19 protein-coding genes are annotated in these 15,618 nt (G+C 41.2%); 1 reads left to right on the plus strand and 18 read right to left on the minus strand.

Translation table 11 applies throughout. The features are described 5' to 3' along the window. Positions 1-108: 108 nt before the first annotated feature. The 11 genes from mtrB to ACP69X_RS11185 form a co-directional block, all read right to left on the minus strand. Entirely contained in the window at positions 109-339 is a 231-nt protein-coding gene (gene mtrB / locus ACP69X_RS11135; RefSeq protein ID WP_008344541.1) for a trp RNA-binding attenuation protein MtrB, read from the minus strand. 24 nt (positions 340-363) lie between these two features. Further along, positions 364-933: a GTP cyclohydrolase I FolE gene (gene folE / locus ACP69X_RS11140; RefSeq protein WP_003215789.1), complete on the minus strand. Its 570-nt coding sequence runs from the start codon at positions 931-933 to the stop codon at positions 364-366. 190 nt (positions 934-1,123) lie between these two features. Next, entirely contained in the window at positions 1,124-1,402 is a 279-nt protein-coding gene (hbs, locus tag ACP69X_RS11145; RefSeq protein WP_003215863.1) for a non-specific DNA-binding protein Hbs, read from the minus strand. A 376-nt stretch (positions 1,403-1,778) separates the two neighbouring features. After that, complete coding sequence (gene spoIVA / locus ACP69X_RS11150; RefSeq protein WP_008344534.1) at positions 1,779-3,257, minus strand: stage IV sporulation protein A; 1,479 nt, start codon at positions 3,255-3,257, stop codon at positions 1,779-1,781. 204 nt (positions 3,258-3,461) lie between these two features. After that, positions 3,462-4,187 (minus strand): hypothetical protein, encoded by a 726-nt coding sequence (locus tag ACP69X_RS11155; protein WP_059376268.1) that lies wholly within the window; start codon positions 4,185-4,187, stop codon positions 3,462-3,464. An 18-nt stretch (positions 4,188-4,205) separates the two neighbouring features. Next, on the minus strand, positions 4,206-4,409 hold the full coding sequence (locus ACP69X_RS11160) for a DUF2768 domain-containing protein (RefSeq protein WP_041085913.1): 204 nt from the start codon (positions 4,407-4,409) through the stop codon (positions 4,206-4,208). Between the two features lie 266 nt (positions 4,410-4,675). Continuing rightward, the gene (locus ACP69X_RS11165) at positions 4,676-5,713 is read right to left on the minus strand and encodes an NAD(P)H-dependent glycerol-3-phosphate dehydrogenase (RefSeq protein ID WP_041085916.1); all 1,038 of its coding nucleotides are present in this window, start codon (positions 5,711-5,713) and stop codon (positions 4,676-4,678) included. A 14-nt stretch (positions 5,714-5,727) separates the two neighbouring features. Continuing rightward, positions 5,728-7,038, minus strand: a complete 1,311-nt coding sequence (gene der / locus ACP69X_RS11170) for a ribosome biogenesis GTPase Der (RefSeq protein WP_041085918.1) — start codon at positions 7,036-7,038, stop codon at positions 5,728-5,730. A 159-nt stretch (positions 7,039-7,197) separates the two neighbouring features. Then, on the minus strand, positions 7,198-7,392 hold the full coding sequence (locus ACP69X_RS11175) for a capping complex subunit for YIEGIA (RefSeq protein WP_008344527.1): 195 nt from the start codon (positions 7,390-7,392) through the stop codon (positions 7,198-7,200). 6 nt (positions 7,393-7,398) lie between these two features. After that, positions 7,399-8,283 (minus strand): YIEGIA family protein, encoded by an 885-nt coding sequence (locus tag ACP69X_RS11180; RefSeq protein WP_073979669.1) that lies wholly within the window; start codon positions 8,281-8,283, stop codon positions 7,399-7,401. Further along, a complete protein-coding gene (locus ACP69X_RS11185; RefSeq protein ID WP_422666686.1) occupies positions 8,280-8,882 on the minus strand; it encodes a YphA family membrane protein in 603 nt (200 codons plus the stop codon). The genes ACP69X_RS11180 and ACP69X_RS11185 overlap by 4 nt, the downstream gene beginning before the upstream one ends. Before the next feature lie 119 nt (positions 8,883-9,001). On the opposite strand from ACP69X_RS11185, the gene ACP69X_RS11190 reads away from it, so the two are divergent. Beyond that, the gene (locus ACP69X_RS11190; RefSeq protein ID WP_305960269.1) at positions 9,002-9,133 is read left to right on the plus strand and encodes a YpzI family protein; all 132 of its coding nucleotides are present in this window, start codon (positions 9,002-9,004) and stop codon (positions 9,131-9,133) included. 17 nt (positions 9,134-9,150) lie between these two features. On the opposite strand, the gene fni is transcribed toward ACP69X_RS11190, so the two are convergent. From fni to sleB, 7 genes are all read right to left on the minus strand, one after another. Beyond that, on the minus strand, positions 9,151-10,206 hold the full coding sequence (fni, locus tag ACP69X_RS11195) for a type 2 isopentenyl-diphosphate Delta-isomerase (protein ID WP_041085924.1): 1,056 nt from the start codon (positions 10,204-10,206) through the stop codon (positions 9,151-9,153). 14 nt (positions 10,207-10,220) lie between these two features. Next, positions 10,221-11,372, minus strand: a complete 1,152-nt coding sequence (gene rpsA, locus ACP69X_RS11200; RefSeq protein WP_041085926.1) for a 30S ribosomal protein S1 — start codon at positions 11,370-11,372, stop codon at positions 10,221-10,223. A 223-nt stretch (positions 11,373-11,595) separates the two neighbouring features. Further along, a complete protein-coding gene (cmk, locus tag ACP69X_RS11205; RefSeq protein WP_338527480.1) occupies positions 11,596-12,273 on the minus strand; it encodes a (d)CMP kinase in 678 nt (225 codons plus the stop codon). A 71-nt stretch (positions 12,274-12,344) separates the two neighbouring features. Then, positions 12,345-12,527 carry a DUF5359 family protein gene (locus ACP69X_RS11210; RefSeq protein ID WP_024422820.1) on the minus strand — a complete coding sequence of 61 codons (183 nt, stop codon included), beginning with the start codon at positions 12,525-12,527 and terminating at the stop codon, positions 12,345-12,347. A 63-nt stretch (positions 12,528-12,590) separates the two neighbouring features. Continuing rightward, the gene (locus tag ACP69X_RS11215; RefSeq protein WP_041085928.1) at positions 12,591-13,238 is read right to left on the minus strand and encodes a flagellar brake protein; all 648 of its coding nucleotides are present in this window, start codon (positions 13,236-13,238) and stop codon (positions 12,591-12,593) included. Positions 13,239-13,340: 102 nt separating this feature from the next. Beyond that, a complete protein-coding gene (gene ypeB, locus ACP69X_RS11220; protein ID WP_305960272.1) occupies positions 13,341-14,690 on the minus strand; it encodes a germination protein YpeB in 1,350 nt (449 codons plus the stop codon). Positions 14,691-14,706: 16 nt separating this feature from the next. Continuing rightward, complete coding sequence (sleB, locus tag ACP69X_RS11225) at positions 14,707-15,615, minus strand: spore cortex-lytic enzyme (RefSeq protein ID WP_269103337.1); 909 nt, start codon at positions 15,613-15,615, stop codon at positions 14,707-14,709. Positions 15,616-15,618: the final 3 nt, after the last annotated feature.

Consider the following 15,618-nt stretch of genomic DNA (forward strand, 5'->3'; position numbering starts at 1 on the left):
ACCCTTGTCCCAAAAATTACAGTTTCATATGTAGACCTGCACATTGTATAGAGATTTATTATACCATATCAGCTCTCACTTTTATGCTATCAAGTGCATACAAGTTCTTTATTTCTTTGCTTCGCTTTGAATTTCGCCGAAGCTTGTTTGAATGACAGCATCGCCTCTTACTTTGATCGCTGACGTATGCTCAGTAAATTGCGCAATGATCACTTCACCTTTATCGAGCTTCTCGGAATGGTGAAATCTTGTATCAGAACCTCTTGTTAGGCCGATGACATTTACACCATTATCAATGGCTTTAATCACCACAAAATCAGATGCTTTATTTTCACTCATTTTGTTCACCGTCCATCTATTGAATTAGTCGTTTTTAATAAAGGAAAGCACTTCTGCTCTTGCTGCTGCATCATTTGCAAATGTGCCGCGGACTGCTGAGGTCACTGTTTTAGCACCTGGCTTTTTCACTCCGCGCATCGTCATACACATATGCTCTGCTTCAACAACAATCATCACGCCATGCGGATTAAGTGTTTCCACCATACTATCTGCAATGGTTGATGTAATGCGTTCCTGAAGCTGCGGGCGTTTTGCCACGGCTTCGACTGCTCTTGCCAGCTTGCTAAGTCCCGTTACTTTTCCGCCGCGCGGAATATAAGCAACGTGGGCTTTCCCATAGAAAGGCACGAGGTGGTGTTCACACATTGAATGGAAAGCAATATCTTTTACAAGGACGAGTTCTTCGTGGTCTTCGCCAAAAATGGTTTTAAAATGTTCTTTTGGATCTTCATTTAATCCTGAAAACACTTCTTCATACATTTTTGCGACTCGTTTTGGGGTATCGAGAAGTCCTTCACGATCTGGATCTTCTCCGATTGCTTTTAATATATCGCGTACTGCGTGTTCGATTAATTCTTTATTTATTTCACTCATGTATTATATCCTCCAAAGGCGATTACATTTCATTCAGATTCTAGCACACTTCAGATCCTAAAAGCAAAGGAGAGCGTTCTAAACGAACCTTTTGATTCAAAAGGAAAAGCCCCTTATGAAAGGGGCTTTTCTAGACCAGTGTGAAACTGTATATGTATAACTCCTTCAACAGGATCATTACACATAACGATTATTTACCTGCCACCGCGTCTTTAAGTGCTTTACCTGGTTTGAAAGCAGGTACTTTGCTTGCAGGGATTTCAATCTCTGCACCAGTTTGTGGGTTACGTCCTTTACGAGCTGAACGCTCACGTACTTCAAAGTTACCAAAACCAATAAGTTGGATTTTGTCACCATTTTTAAGTGCATCTAAAATTGTATCAAAAACAGAATCAACTGCTTTTGTCGCGTCTTTTTTAGATAACTCGCTTGCTTCAGCAACCGCGTTAATAAGTTCTGTCTTGTTCATGCCTTTCACCTCCTCCCAAAAATATGAATTCAGTAGATTGTTATCATTTCTTCACAATTCATCTTCTTTCTATACCCTTTTTCAGAAAAAAAGAGCGTCCTAGAAAGCGTTATACATGGCTTTTCATTAGAAAACATCTCTTTGAAGGAATGTTTGTCCAACAAAGTGAAGATTTTCTGTAAGTAGATTAACACATATGAAATACCATATCAAGCATTTTAAAGGGAAGAATCCTTATTCGTCAAGGATTAAGGGCACTTTTGCGAACGAATATTCCTAATTTCAGCCTGAATCTGACTAATCTTTATACAATTGTCTTTTTATGACTCATTCCACACGCAAAAAAAAGACCCCTATCAATGAGAGGTCTCACTTGCTATAAAATAATCGCGATCAAACCGCCTGATCCTTCGTTGATGATTCTTTCAAGCGTTTCCTTCAGCTTATATCTTGCATTTTCCGGCATGAGAGAAAGCTTTGCTTGAATGCCTTCTCTGACAAGGGAGCTGAGGGAGCGGCCAAATATATCTGAATTCCAGATAGAAAGCGGATCATCTTCAAAGTCTTGCATTAAGTAGCGGACGAGCTCTTCACTTTGTTTTTCTGTTCCGATAATCGGTGCAAATTCACTCTCTACATCTACTTTGATCATGTGAATAGATGGAGCTACTGCTTTTAATCTCACGCCAAATCTAGATCCCTGCCTAATGATTTCTGGCTCATCTAAACTCATATCTGACAACGCTGGCGCTGCAATTCCGTAACCAGTCTGCTTCACCATTTTTAACGCGTCTGACACTTGATCATATTCTGTCTTAGCATGAGCAAAATCTTGCATGAGCTCTAGTAGATGGTCTTTCCCCCTAATTTCTACACCAACGACTTCTTTTAGTATATGATCATATAGATCATCTGGCGCATACAGATCAATCTCCGCAATCCCCTGACCCATTTCAATTCCAGCTAAACCCGCTCTTTCGATAAAATCAAATTCACTGAATTGACCAACGACACGGTCGACATCTCTTAATCTTTTAATATCCTTTACGGTTTCCTTCACTGAATCCTGATAGCTCTCTCTCAGCCAGTGATCTTCTTTCAGCACCATCACCCAGCTTGGCAGGTTCACATTCACCTCTAGAACTGGGAATTCATATAATGCTTCACGAAGTACACTGAGTACGTCTTGCTCTCTCATACTTTCTACACTCATGGCGAGTACTGGAATATCATACTTTTGGCTAAGTTCCTGCCGGAGCGCTTCTGTTTCAGGATGATATGGCCTCACAGAGTTGATGACCATAATAAACGGCTTACCAACCTCTTTGAGTTCATCAATCACACGTTCTTCAGATTCAATATAATCATGTCTTGGGATTTCTCCAATAGATCCATCTGTTGTAATCACAACACCTATTGTTGAATGCTCTTGAATGACCTTGCGTGTACCAATTTCCGCTGCTTCATGAAACGGGATTGGCTCTTCATACCACGGCGTATTGATCATTCTTGGGCCATTTTCATCTTCATACCCGCGCGCACCAGGGACAGTGTATCCCACACAATCGACAAGCCTGATGTTGACATCAAGACCGTCACTCACGTGAATAGATGCTGCTTGATTCGGTACAAATTTTGGCTCTGTGGTCATAATGGTTTTTCCTGCTGCGCTTTGCGGCAATTCATCCTGTGCTCTTGCACGATCTGCCTCATTATTGATATTCGGGAGCACCACGAGCTCCATAAACTTTTTAATAAACGTAGATTTCCCTGTACGAACAGCGCCAACGACTCCTAAATATATATCGCCTCCTGTTCGTTCAGCGATATCCTTGAAAATATCGACTTTTTCCAAGTGATCCCCTCCCGGACTTGCTATCCTCGTTTTCAAATTAAATACTCTATACTTCAATCAAACTGTGCTTGAAAGGTGTCTGGACAATATATGTGTATGACGTTGTCCTATTTGAATATGACACCTTTTTGTTTTGAGAGTAAGTTTAGCCATAAAAAAACCTTTCTCCTCATTTATATGCAGAGGAAAAAGGTTCATTCTTGTTTATGACGTCTTTTTTTCTAAAAAGGCAGGCTCACCTTTTTTGTTGATGGTATATGGGACAGAAAACGCGGGTACAAACGGGGTTTCCTGCCAATATACATCTTGAATGTTTTCACCTGGTTTCAGCTTTTGCTTCGTATTCTTCAAAATATGAGCAAAATCACTGCGATAGTCCACATAGATGTCACCGTTTGATGAAATCAGTAATGGGAGGGAATTCCCTGTCACAGGACTCATGACCGCAGGCGGCGATTTTAATCCTAATTTTTTCTCATTTAACGTATATAAATTGTCTGATACGACTTTGCCGTATGGCGGATATGTATGTTCATCTTGATACATCTTGATCCTAAGACGTAATTCATTGATGGTCTGCGTCATTTTGACATCAAGCAGTTTCACAGTTGGTTTCTTTTCGACGTCTGTGAGGACATAAATATATTCGCCCCCGCCTTCATAAGATGTAGACGGTACATCGTGTAAATATCTTGGTGACAAGCGCTTAAAGTCGATGACATATTTCTGATAAACCGGCGTGTCTGCTTCTTTCGTTTCTATAGGCAAAAGACCATTTGTTGCTTTTTGAAATTCCTCAATCGCTGTCTGTACACTTTGCAGCTGCTCTTCGTATGGCACCCGGTTCTCAGCTTTGCGATTTTCTGGATACAGACATCCTGTTAATAACATAAGTGCTAACAGCGTGACACTGACTTTTGCTTTGATCATCACATTCTTCCTTTTTCTTTATTCATTAACCGGCCCGCTAAAGACAACTAAAAACACAATGATACCCGATATAAGCATCAAGCTGTATGCGACGGTTGAGGCCATTATTTTAAGAAATTTGCTTTTCAGCTTAAACCTGCTGAAATAAATGGTTACTACGGCTAAAAACATGAGCCCCATTGAACCAAGCGCAAACCACATCTTGATTAAAGCAAAACTCATCGTGCCTGTCCCCCTTTAAAACGAACGAATTGTAAGCGTTTATATTTCATTCTAAACCAAAAATAAGGTAAATATCAATCATTTTTCCATTCATTTAGAAAAAAGCGCATAAAAAAACTGAAGCAAAGAGGGGGACTCTGCTTCAGTCATTGGATCGACTATTTTCCTCATTCTGTAGAGGCAAAGCTCTATTCAAACTTCATTGCTATGTTATGCAAGTCTTCCCCTTCTTGCATCCTCTACATGCCTAAGTTCAGTCTTTCCATTTATTTTGTTTGGTTTTCAAACATGTTCACAAGGTCTTCCATCTCATGTGTTTTCACACGTGCCATTAAAGATTCTACAGCATCGTCAACCTTTTTCCCTTCAAACAGGACACCGTAAAGAGCCTCTGTAATCGGCATGCTGACCTTGTATTCTTTGGAGAGCTGATAAGCGCCTTTTGTTGTGCGGACGCCTTCGACAACCATCCCCATTTTTTCAAGCACTTCTTCAAGCTTATATCCTTTACCAAGTAAATTCCCGCAGCGCCAGTTACGCGAATGAACACTTGTACATGTCACGATCAAATCGCCAACACCTGTTAATCCGGCAAATGTAAGGGGATTCCCTCCCATTTTTGTGCCAAGACGTGCGATTTCAGCAAGTCCTCTAGTGATAAGCGCCGCTTTTGCATTGTCACCATATCCAAGTCCGTCTGTGATACCAGCCGCAAGAGCAATGATATTTTTCAATGCGCCGCCAATTTCCACCCCAATCACATCAGGGTTTGTGTACACTCTAAAATGATTGTTCATGAACAAATCTTGAACAAATTGAGCTGCTTCAATATTTTCTGACGAGACAGTAACAGTTGTCGGATGACGCAGACCTACTTCTTCTGCATGACTTGGCCCTGATAGGACAACGACAGCTTCTCTTTTCTCAGATGGGACTTCTTGTTCAATCATTTGAGAAATTCTAAGAAGTGTATCTGGTTCGATTCCCTTACTGACATGGACAAACGGCACCTTCGATGAAATCAGCTCATTTGCCTGCTTCAATACCTCACGAATGGCCTTTGTTGGCACAGCGACAATAATCGCCTCTGTCCCTTCTAAAGCCTGCTTCATATCGGTTGTCGCCTGAATAGACGCTGGCAGTTCGACATTTGGCAAGTAATCATGATTTTCATGTTTCTCATTGATTTGATCAATGAGCTCTTGTCTATGTCCCCACATGTGTACATCATGATGATTATCAGCTAATACAAGCGCAAGAGCTGTTCCCCAGCTGCCTGCTCCAAGTACGGAAATTTTCTTCATCCTGCTCACCCTTTTTATTTTCTCGCTCTCGCAAATATTTTAATCGGTGTTCCTTCAAAACCAAATGCATCTCGAATGCGGTTTTCTAGGAAACGCTCATAAGAAAAGTGCATAAGCTCTGGATCGTTTACAAACACAACGAAGGACGGAGGCTTAATGGCCACCTGTGTTGCATAGTAAATTTTGAGGCGCTGTCCGTTATGGGTCGGCGTTGGATTCATCGCCACCGCATCCATGATGATATCATTTAAAATATTGGTTTGAACGCGCATTGCATGGTTTTCGCTCGCTGTGATTATGGACGGCATTAATGTATGAATTCTCTTTTTCGTAAGAGCAGACATAAACAAGACAGGTGCATAATCAAGGAATTGAAAGTGCTCACGGATGTTTTGCTCAAATTCCTTCATCGTACGCTCATCTTTTTCAACAGCATCCCATTTGTTCACAATGATGACAACAGCTTTACCAGCTTCGTGTGCATAGCCCGCAATTCGTTTATCCTGCTCAATAATGCCTTCCTCGCCATCAAGTACAACAGCGACAACATCAGAGCGATCAATGGCTTTTAATGCACGAAGCACACTGTATTTCTCTGTTGTTTCATATACTTTCCCTTTTTTCCTCATACCTGCTGTATCAACAATAACAAAGTCACGCTGATTGTACGTAAACATCGTATCGACAGCATCTCTTGTTGTACCAGCGATGTTGCTGACAATGACGCGGTCTTCTCCCAGCATAGCATTCACTAAAGAAGATTTCCCTACATTGGGGCGGCCAATTAAGCAGAACTGGACAACTTCTTCATCATATTGCGTATCCGGTAAATTCTTAAAATGTTCTGCAACTGCATCAAGCAGATCACCAAGACCTAATCCATGCGTTCCAGAAATCGGAAACGGCTCGCCAAATCCGAGCGCATAAAAGTCATACACGTCGCTTCTCATTTCAGGGTTGTCCAGTTTATTGACAGCAAGTACAACTGGCTTTTTCGTGCGATATAAAATTTTTGCGACTTCTTCATCCGCAGATGTCACGCCATCTCGGCCATTCACCATAAAGATAATGACATCTGCTTCGTCCATTGCGATTTCTGCCTGATGGCGAATTTGCGCCAAGAATGGCTCATCTCCAATATCAATTCCACCAGTATCTATTAAATTAAAGTCATAATTTAACCATTCAGCAGAGCTATAGATTCGATCTCTTGTTACACCAGGTGTGTCTTCTACAATCGATATTCTTTCGCCTGCGATTCGATTAAAAATTGTAGATTTTCCAACGTTGGGCCTTCCAACAATGGCTACGACAGGTTTACCCATAGTACCCTTCCTTTCAATCCAGCCGCGATTCAATATGTTCATCATCATGTTTCAACCGGGATTTAAAATTTTCATTCAGTTTTATGAAATAAACCCTTCAAACATGAAGGGTTCAACTTATATATTATATCAATTTTTAATCAGACCACAATGAATAACTTAAAAATGTTTGACAATCAAGTAAAGATCTTCTCCAATGCCGTGTGCAATTCCATCTAAAATGGCCTCTAAATTCATGGCATACATGTCGAGCTCTTCTTTATTTTCACAGAAAAAAACGGCTGTTCCGCCAATGACCCGCTCTTTATTTGTTGTTGCCACAGCCAATATAAATTGTTCAATGGTGTTCGCCATGCCCTATTACCTCACTTTCTTTTTAATGAAATCTGTTGGCATTCTAATGGCATTTTCTAAAATAGGCACCTCTTCTAATACACGGACAGCCAAATCTTCACGATACCATTGCGGTAAAATGAATACGCCAAGTGTACCGGTATTCAGATCACGTTTTGCGAGCGGACAGAGCGATGGCTCACCAGAATCGCGGTATACGCCAAGCACGTTCGATAAATCAAATAAAATGGCTTGCCGCTGACCAAGGTTGGCAATCGTTGTAGCAGAGTTGAAATTTTTCGGTGTCAAAATAAAGCCCATCCCATGCTCTAAAATGAGTTTTTGCTTTTCAGGCAGCCCGATGTTCATAATGTATATATCATTTACATAAAGCCCTGCCCCATCAAAGCGAAGCTCCCCTTTTTGAATGCTGACGATATCCTTTAATTGACTGCCTGACATTAATAGCTTTGCCATGAAAAAACAAAGAATACCGACCACTGTTCCAATAACAAGCGAAAAGAAAATACAGGCTGTTGTTGTAATGAGTGCAGTGAGAATGGCAATATAATTTCGACTTTCAAAAGCAATGGCAATGCCTTCTATATATGTACTGCCTCTTGAGACAAGCTCATACGAATCCATTTGGGTTAACGTATTTCTTTCCATATTTCGGACATCCCGAAATTGCGTGGCTGCCAAAGTGAGAAAGGTTATCGCCGTAAATTCCTCCTGAATTAGTGCAGGCATAATGATTGCACCTAATCCTGAAGCAATAAAACCAAGCGCAATGTGAATCACTTGTCCATGAATATACGTAGGGTATTGCCGGTAATCAGTTCTTAACATGTAAAGTCTGGCCGCCATCCCAAAGATGACACCAATAATCACAGGAAACGTATAGTCTGTCATGTTGATTTTGCAGCCCCTTTTACTGATTTTCTTGATGAACGGGCGTTCAAGAGCTTTTCAAGCTGATCGACACCTAATAGGAAGACCGCTCCTTGAACAACGAAGGAAAGAAAAGAGAGATCCCCTATGACAATTGATGATGTAAGGCGGTGAATCGTGAGCGCATAAAGGGCTTCGCCAAGACATACTGACATCATCCATAGGGTGATTTTTTGCGCTAACGAATGTCCATATGTCATACACATTAAGATCAGCAAGGTAAATACGACCCAATCCACCTTTATTATCGTGAACCAAACGGGGTCATATAATGCAAACATCATAAAAAAGGCATATGCGCTCACCATTGAGCCCAATTGCATAATTCTCATGATTCGATAACCAGGCCTGAATATCACGAAAGCGGCACATGCATATAAAAAAGTCATCAAGAACCCCGCATTGATGCTCATATCTAAAACGGATATCATGAAATGACTGAATATAATATGGACAAGTACACAGATGCCCAGCACACTGCGCCACAAACTTTTTTCCATAATAAATGTCACCATAATCCAAACGAACCATATAGACCAATAATAGTACAAAGCCTCCAACGCCTGATCACCTCAATTACATTATGGGAAAATCTCCAATTTTTAAACATGAGGATCGTTACCGGCTCTGTATGAAATAAATAAGAGGTGACACCCTAATGATTGAGGAGGGGTGTATGATGGGAAAAGATAGACAGGAAAAGCGTTTAAAGGCATCAAAAAGAGTGGAATCTGACCGTAATCAATCCATTCATCATAAGGGTGCAACAGCATTAGAAGGTCCAGAAAGCGCTCGAAAAAGAAATCAATAAAAAAAGGCATGTGATGATCACATGCCTTTCTTACTATAGTACGTTGTGTCAACGCCTCTTTCTTTGAGCCAATGACTTGTTTCCCCTGAGATCACAATTGGAGCTTGTCTCAGTTCTTCAATCGTCTTTACGCCAAGCGCTGTCATCATCATCTTGATATCTTCTTGAAGTTCCATGATATCTGCGATGAGGCCGCTTTCTCCTCCACTGGTCAATGATTTCAAGAAAAATCCAGCTAGACCAGCAGCAGATGCGCCAAGAGCCATTGATTTGGTTACATCAAGAGCATCTTGAATACCTCCGGAGGCTAAAATCGTTTGATTCTGAAAGGCTGTATGTACTTCAGCAAGACTCGCTGCAGTTGGAATCCCCCATTGATCAAAATAACGAAGTGCTTTTTGGCGGCGGAGATTTTCAATCTTAGAAAAGTTCGTCCCACCAAATCCGCCTACATCAACGGCTGCAACCCCAGCATGGAATAACTTTCTTGCCGTCTCCTTGCTCATGCCAAATCCGACTTCCTTCACGACAACAGGCACACCAACAGATTCAACGATAGCTGCAATCCGCTCAAGCGCCCCCCTGAAATCGCGATCCCCTTCAGGCATGACAATCTCTTGGATGACATTCAGGTGAATCTGGAGCATATTTGCCTCGAGCATGCTGACTGCTTCTTGAGCTTGCTTCATTGTCGCTTCACTGCCTAAATTCGCAAATACAATACCATCTGGATTGACTTCACGAACGACTTCATATGTTCGTCTTTCTTCTTTATCTTTCAGTGCAGCCATTTGTGACCCTACTGCTACCGGGATATTGGTCTCCTTCGCTGCGATCGATAAAGAGCGGTTGATCTCATAGGTAGATTCTCCGCCCCCGCCAGTCATTGCATTGATAAAAATTGGCGAACCGAAAGTCAGTCCGCCAATTGTCGTATGTGTATCAATTTGTGATGTTGCAAGATCTGGTAAACTGGCGTGAACGAAGGAAACATCTTCTAAACCTGTTGCTGCATGCTGGCCAGTGGACAACGCATGCTCAATATGCTGTTTCTTTCTTTCTGCTCGCGTCAATTTTGATCACCAAATTATTTTAGTTTATTGAGTTTATCGCCGATCAGGTCACCAAGCTGGAATCCGCTTGTGTTTTCTTCTTTCGCCTGATATTGACGATAATCCTCTTCGATTTGTTTTTCAGGATTTTCTTCTAAATCACGAATGCTTAGTGAGATGCGCTCTTCGTCTTCATTCACATCAAGCACTTTCACTTTGACAGTCTGCCCTTCTTCAAGGACTTCTTGCGGCGTGCCGATATGTTTATGAGAGATTTGGGAAATATGCACAAGCCCTTCTACACCTGGCAGAATTTCAACAAATGCACCAAAGCTCACAAGACGTTGAACAGTTCCTTCAAGCACATCACCTTGTTTTACCTTTTCACCAATTTGGCTCCAAGGTCCTGGTAATGTTTCTTTGATAGATAGTGAGATACGCTCGTTATCACGATCAACAGCAAGTACTTTGACCTGGACTTCCTGTCCTTCTTCTACTACGTCAGATGGCTTTTCAACATGCGCATGGGATAGTTGAGAAATGTGAACTAATCCATCAATGCCGCCAATGTCAACAAATGCACCAAAATCAGTAAGCCTCTGCACTTTACCATCAATCACACTGCCTACTTCAAGCTTTTGCAGGAAGTCTTGCTTTTTGTCTAACTGCTCTTGCTCAACGACTGCACGGTGCGAGAGAATCACGCGATTTTTTTCGCGGTCAAGTTCTACCACGACAAGTGAGAGTGTTTTCCCTTTGTAATCTGTGAAGTCTTCTACATAGTGTGCTTCTACTAAAGATGCAGGAATAAATCCGCGCACACCAATGTCAACGACAAGACCACCTTTTACAACGTCTTTTACTTCAGCTTCAAATACTTCTTTTGTTTCAAACTTTTTCTCTAGGTCTTCCCAAGCGCGGTCTGCATCAACAGCACGTTTAGATAAAATCAAAGCATCGTCTTCGACCTTTGTTACTTTAAGCTCTAACTCGTCGCCATCTTTCACGACATCTGATGCTTTTTCAACGTGAAGACTTGATAATTCACTGATTGGGATGATACCAGGTTGTTTCACATTGACGATATCTACATTGACATGCTTGTCCTCAACTTTAGAAACAATCCCTTTCACTACATCTCCAACCTCTGGTACCTGAACATCGATTTGATTCATTTCCTCTGTCATTTCGATAACCTCCTTGGTCCAAACCTACACAGCTTAGTTAAAACGACTGGGCGAATATGTGTCTTAAGCATGATGAATGCCAGCCGAATATGTATTATAGAAACATTCAAATCAATATAATTGCTTGAATGATCAATAAAAATAGTATTAGTATAAACTTCTAATAAAAGACCTTGTTTGTCAAGAGATAAACCTCTAACTTATTAAAGTTTTCTAAAATTTCTTACTGTTTCTCTACGCGGTCTGCTGCATCTAAAATTTTCCCTGCCACCTCTTGAATAGAAAGGGAAGTGGTGTCAATTTCAATGGCGTCATCTGCTTTCTTCAAAGGTGAAACTTCGCGCTCAGAATCAAGCTTATCGCGTCTTGCAATCTCTTCGATCAGCTGATCGTAATTGACATCGTAGCCTTTTTTCTGATTCTCTTCAAAGCGGCGCTTTGCTCTTTCTTCTACTGATGCAAGTAAGAAAATTTTCACTTCGGCATCTGGAAGTACGTGAGTGCCTATGTCTCTTCCGTCCATAACGACGCCGCCTCTTTTGCCAAGCTCTTGCTGCCTGCGGACCATTTCTTCCCGAACAGCTCTGTGCTTTGCAACAACCGATACTTGGTTGCTTACGCGGTCTGTGCGAATATCCTCTGTGACATCCGTATTGTTTAGATGGACTTTTTGACCCTCGCCTGTTGTTACAAGTTCAATGACTGTTTTTTTCAGTAATGAATCAAGTGCCTGTTCATCTTCAAGGTCTATACCTTGATTAAGTGCCGCAAGTGTAATCGCGCGGTACATGGCACCTGTATCAATATAAATATATGATTTTTTTGCTGCGACAATTTTTGCCACAGTGCTTTTGCCTGCTGCTGCAGGACCATCAATTGCAATAGATAATTTCTTTTTCATAATACCTCTCCTTGATTGAATCTCCCTTATGAATTGTAACACGATCACCGCTCAAACGGGGGAATTTTCTATCAATCCTTCTGCTTAAACGTCTCAATCCATTCTTCAATGCTCATGTTATTCACACCCTCATACTGCACGACTTTTGACAAAAAAAGTTCTCCTTTCGTCAAATGAAGTGTGATCTGAACAGTTAGCAATAAAACAAGCTGAATGAGCACCACTTTCAATAACCATCTTTCCATTGTCTTCATACAAAAAGCCTCCACGCTAGATTCTTTCCTCTCTAGTATGGAAGCTTTTTACACCCTTTATTCTTATGCTTTTTTCACACGTGTTAAAAGCTGCTGCTGGAAGCAGTATTTCATAATGTGCTGCTGGTGGTCATTTGTGATCTCTGAAAACTCCATGATCGCTCTTGTTTTGCCAGACTGTTCATCTTGATATACTCGATTCATCTCTGCAACCGCTTTAATTTTCACGGGCTCTTTTAAGGGAAGTTCAAACTCTGTGACCACTTCTCCATAATCTTTCAATGACAAGCCCTCAGGAACAGCAATCGCCACGCCGCCAGCACTTATATTCACAATAAACGTGTCAAAGGGCTCATCATCCGTTTGCATGATGGTGGCTTTGATCATCGTATCCACTCTCAAATATTCTCTTCGCTGAAGCCGGACCATTTCTTCTTTTGGCGGAATGGAAATAACAATCATCGGAATATCTTCTTTTCTTTTTCCAATGACTTCGCTTTTACATTTGTATGGAATTTGATTTTCGTCAAAAAAGAAGACGGTGATTTCTGTTTGCTGGTTTAAGTAGATGGTGCGGCCCGTTTCTTTATCAGCTGGATAATTAATGCAAATATCATCGTTATTATTTTCCAAAACCTTCGATTTTGCCGTTTTCACTTCTTTGTTCTCATTGACATATTCAATTGTGATTGCATCCCCTATTTGTAACATTCCTCATCACTCTTTTCATCTGTGAAATCGTATCCTCTCTTATATTAAACCATGTCTAAAACAAAAGGAAAAGACTTATTAGCCTTTTCCTCGTTTCCTTTTCTATAGGTCTTTATATATAGGTTCTGCGTTTTTTAGTTTATCTACTCGTTCTTCTTTTCCAGTATCTGCATTAATGAACATGCGGTACGTATCGTTTTTTATCGTACCGAGGAACTCATAGCACAGAACTTCCTCTGACATATCATTTTGTACAATCGCTAAATGAGTATCTTCGATCTTCACATGCTGATTCAATGTTTTCTGCGCTTCTTTTTGAGAGATTTTCGGTGCTTTGATGTCTCGAGTTTTATGATTCGTTAAGTAGTCCTTCGCTGAAAACCCAACAACCTCGCCATCGTCCAATGCGACTTTCATGCGTATACTATCTGGATAAAGCAGAACATTTTTTTGAAGAGGCACATAGGTAAATACACCGATATTATCAAATTGTGCACTTTCATCTAAATGGAACGATTCCGTGTCAAATCCTTGTTTCTTTAAGAAGCTAAGGGCTTTTTCTGATGCTTCATTTAAACTGATTTTTTGTTTTTTCACGTCTCGATTCTGAAGAAGATAGACTGGGTGTCCTCCTTTTTCAGTTAAGTCTAAGTAAAAGTTTGCATGGCTGTCTGGATCAGACATCGATAAGCTGTACACGTCGCGATTGGTTTTGCTGCCGCTTTTTCTCACTTTAAAATGTTGGTTATGGTCGGGTGTGAATTGCTGTGCAATGCGGATCGCTTCTTTTTTTGAAATCTTGTCACCTTTTAAATGATTGTAGCCTTGTGTTTCTTTTTCTGTCGACACATTTGTAGGCCCCAGATCGACATCTGCAAATGCATCTGCATTTCTCTCGACTGTTTTCAACCCGTCAATGATGGTGTTGTCGTTCTTTCGATCGCCGTCAGCCAGCGCCATTTCAACATCCATCCATTTTAAGTTTTTATTAAGGACGAGGTGCTGCACTTGTCTAAGTTCGTTTTGGATATCTGATGCCTGATTATATAGGGCTGTAATGGTTTTGTGTGTATCCTTATTTAATGGTTCGTCTGATAAAGTTTTGACTGATGATTTGTAGCTAAAGTCTCCGACATTTGCCAGAAATTCTTCCGTTTTATTAAAAGGCATCAATGTGAGCGGGAGCTGGCTGACATTGTTATGCGCTTCTGATGACATTCTCCATACATCTGCAAGTGCTGGTGAGATGGATGATTGGCTGTTCATCGCAAGAGTTGCGCCCAGTTTGTCATGCAGCTGATCCACCTGATACGTTAAATCGTGGAAGGCTCTTTGGTAGTTGTTCTCAGCATGAAGCAGCACGGCGTCTTTTTCTTGATGTTCTTTATAGCCCCAGTAACCTGTTGAGATGACAGCAATTCCTAAAATAGCAATCAATATTCCTCTGATCATTTATTTACACCTCTTTTTATTCGCAGAATATATGTTTCCCGATTCGTTTAATTTGTGGTCTTCCCCAAATCCATGGACTTGTTGCTGTATCAGGATTAAAGTAATAAATGGCGCTCTCAGATGGGTCCCAGCCATTGATTGCATCAAACACAGCTTTTTTTGCCGTTTCATCTGGCGTCATATAAAATTGCCCATCTGCAACAGCGGTAAACGCCAGCGGTTCAAAAATGACCCCTGCGATCGTATTTGGAAAGGTCGGATTGTTCAAACGGTTTAAGATAACGGCAGCGATGGCCACCTGTCCTTCATACGGCTCACCTCTGGCTTCACTGTAAACAGCTTGCGACAAGAGCTGAATGTCATTACTAGAAAAACCACCAGGCATGTTGGCTGCTGTTTGTTTCGGTGTTTGATTTCCCTGCTGGCTACCTGACTGATTGCCAGACTTCCCAGATGATCCACTTTGACTTTTTTGATTTTCTTTTGTACCTTGGGCTGTCTTTTTTTGCGAGCTTCTTTGCGGAGCCTTTGTTTGCTGATCAAGAGGCTTCCCGCCATAATGAGTAAACTGGTTCCCTTGCTGCAGCTGCTTTTGAACAAACTCTTTGTAGTATTTCGTCTTTTGAACTAATAAGCTTTTTGTTTTCTCACCTACAAGTCCATCGACCTTCTTTACACCAAATTGGCTTTGAAAGTTGCGAACGGCCCAGTATGTCCCCCAGCCATAGACGCCATCGATTTTGCCATTGTAAAAACCATTGTATTGGAGACGTGCTTGCAGCTCGACTACATCTTCTCCTGTTGCCCCGCGCTGGATGACTTGGCTGGTGAAGGCTTCACTTTTACTGTCTGTCAAAAGTGAAGACGCAAGAAGAACGATTGAGAAGATAAGAACGATTTGTTTCATGAAACGAGCTTTATCCATATT

Source organism: Bacillus sp. DC4300-2b2 (assembly GCF_049895685.1).
GTDB classification, from domain to species: Bacteria; Bacillota; Bacilli; order Bacillales; family Bacillaceae; genus Bacillus; species Bacillus safensis.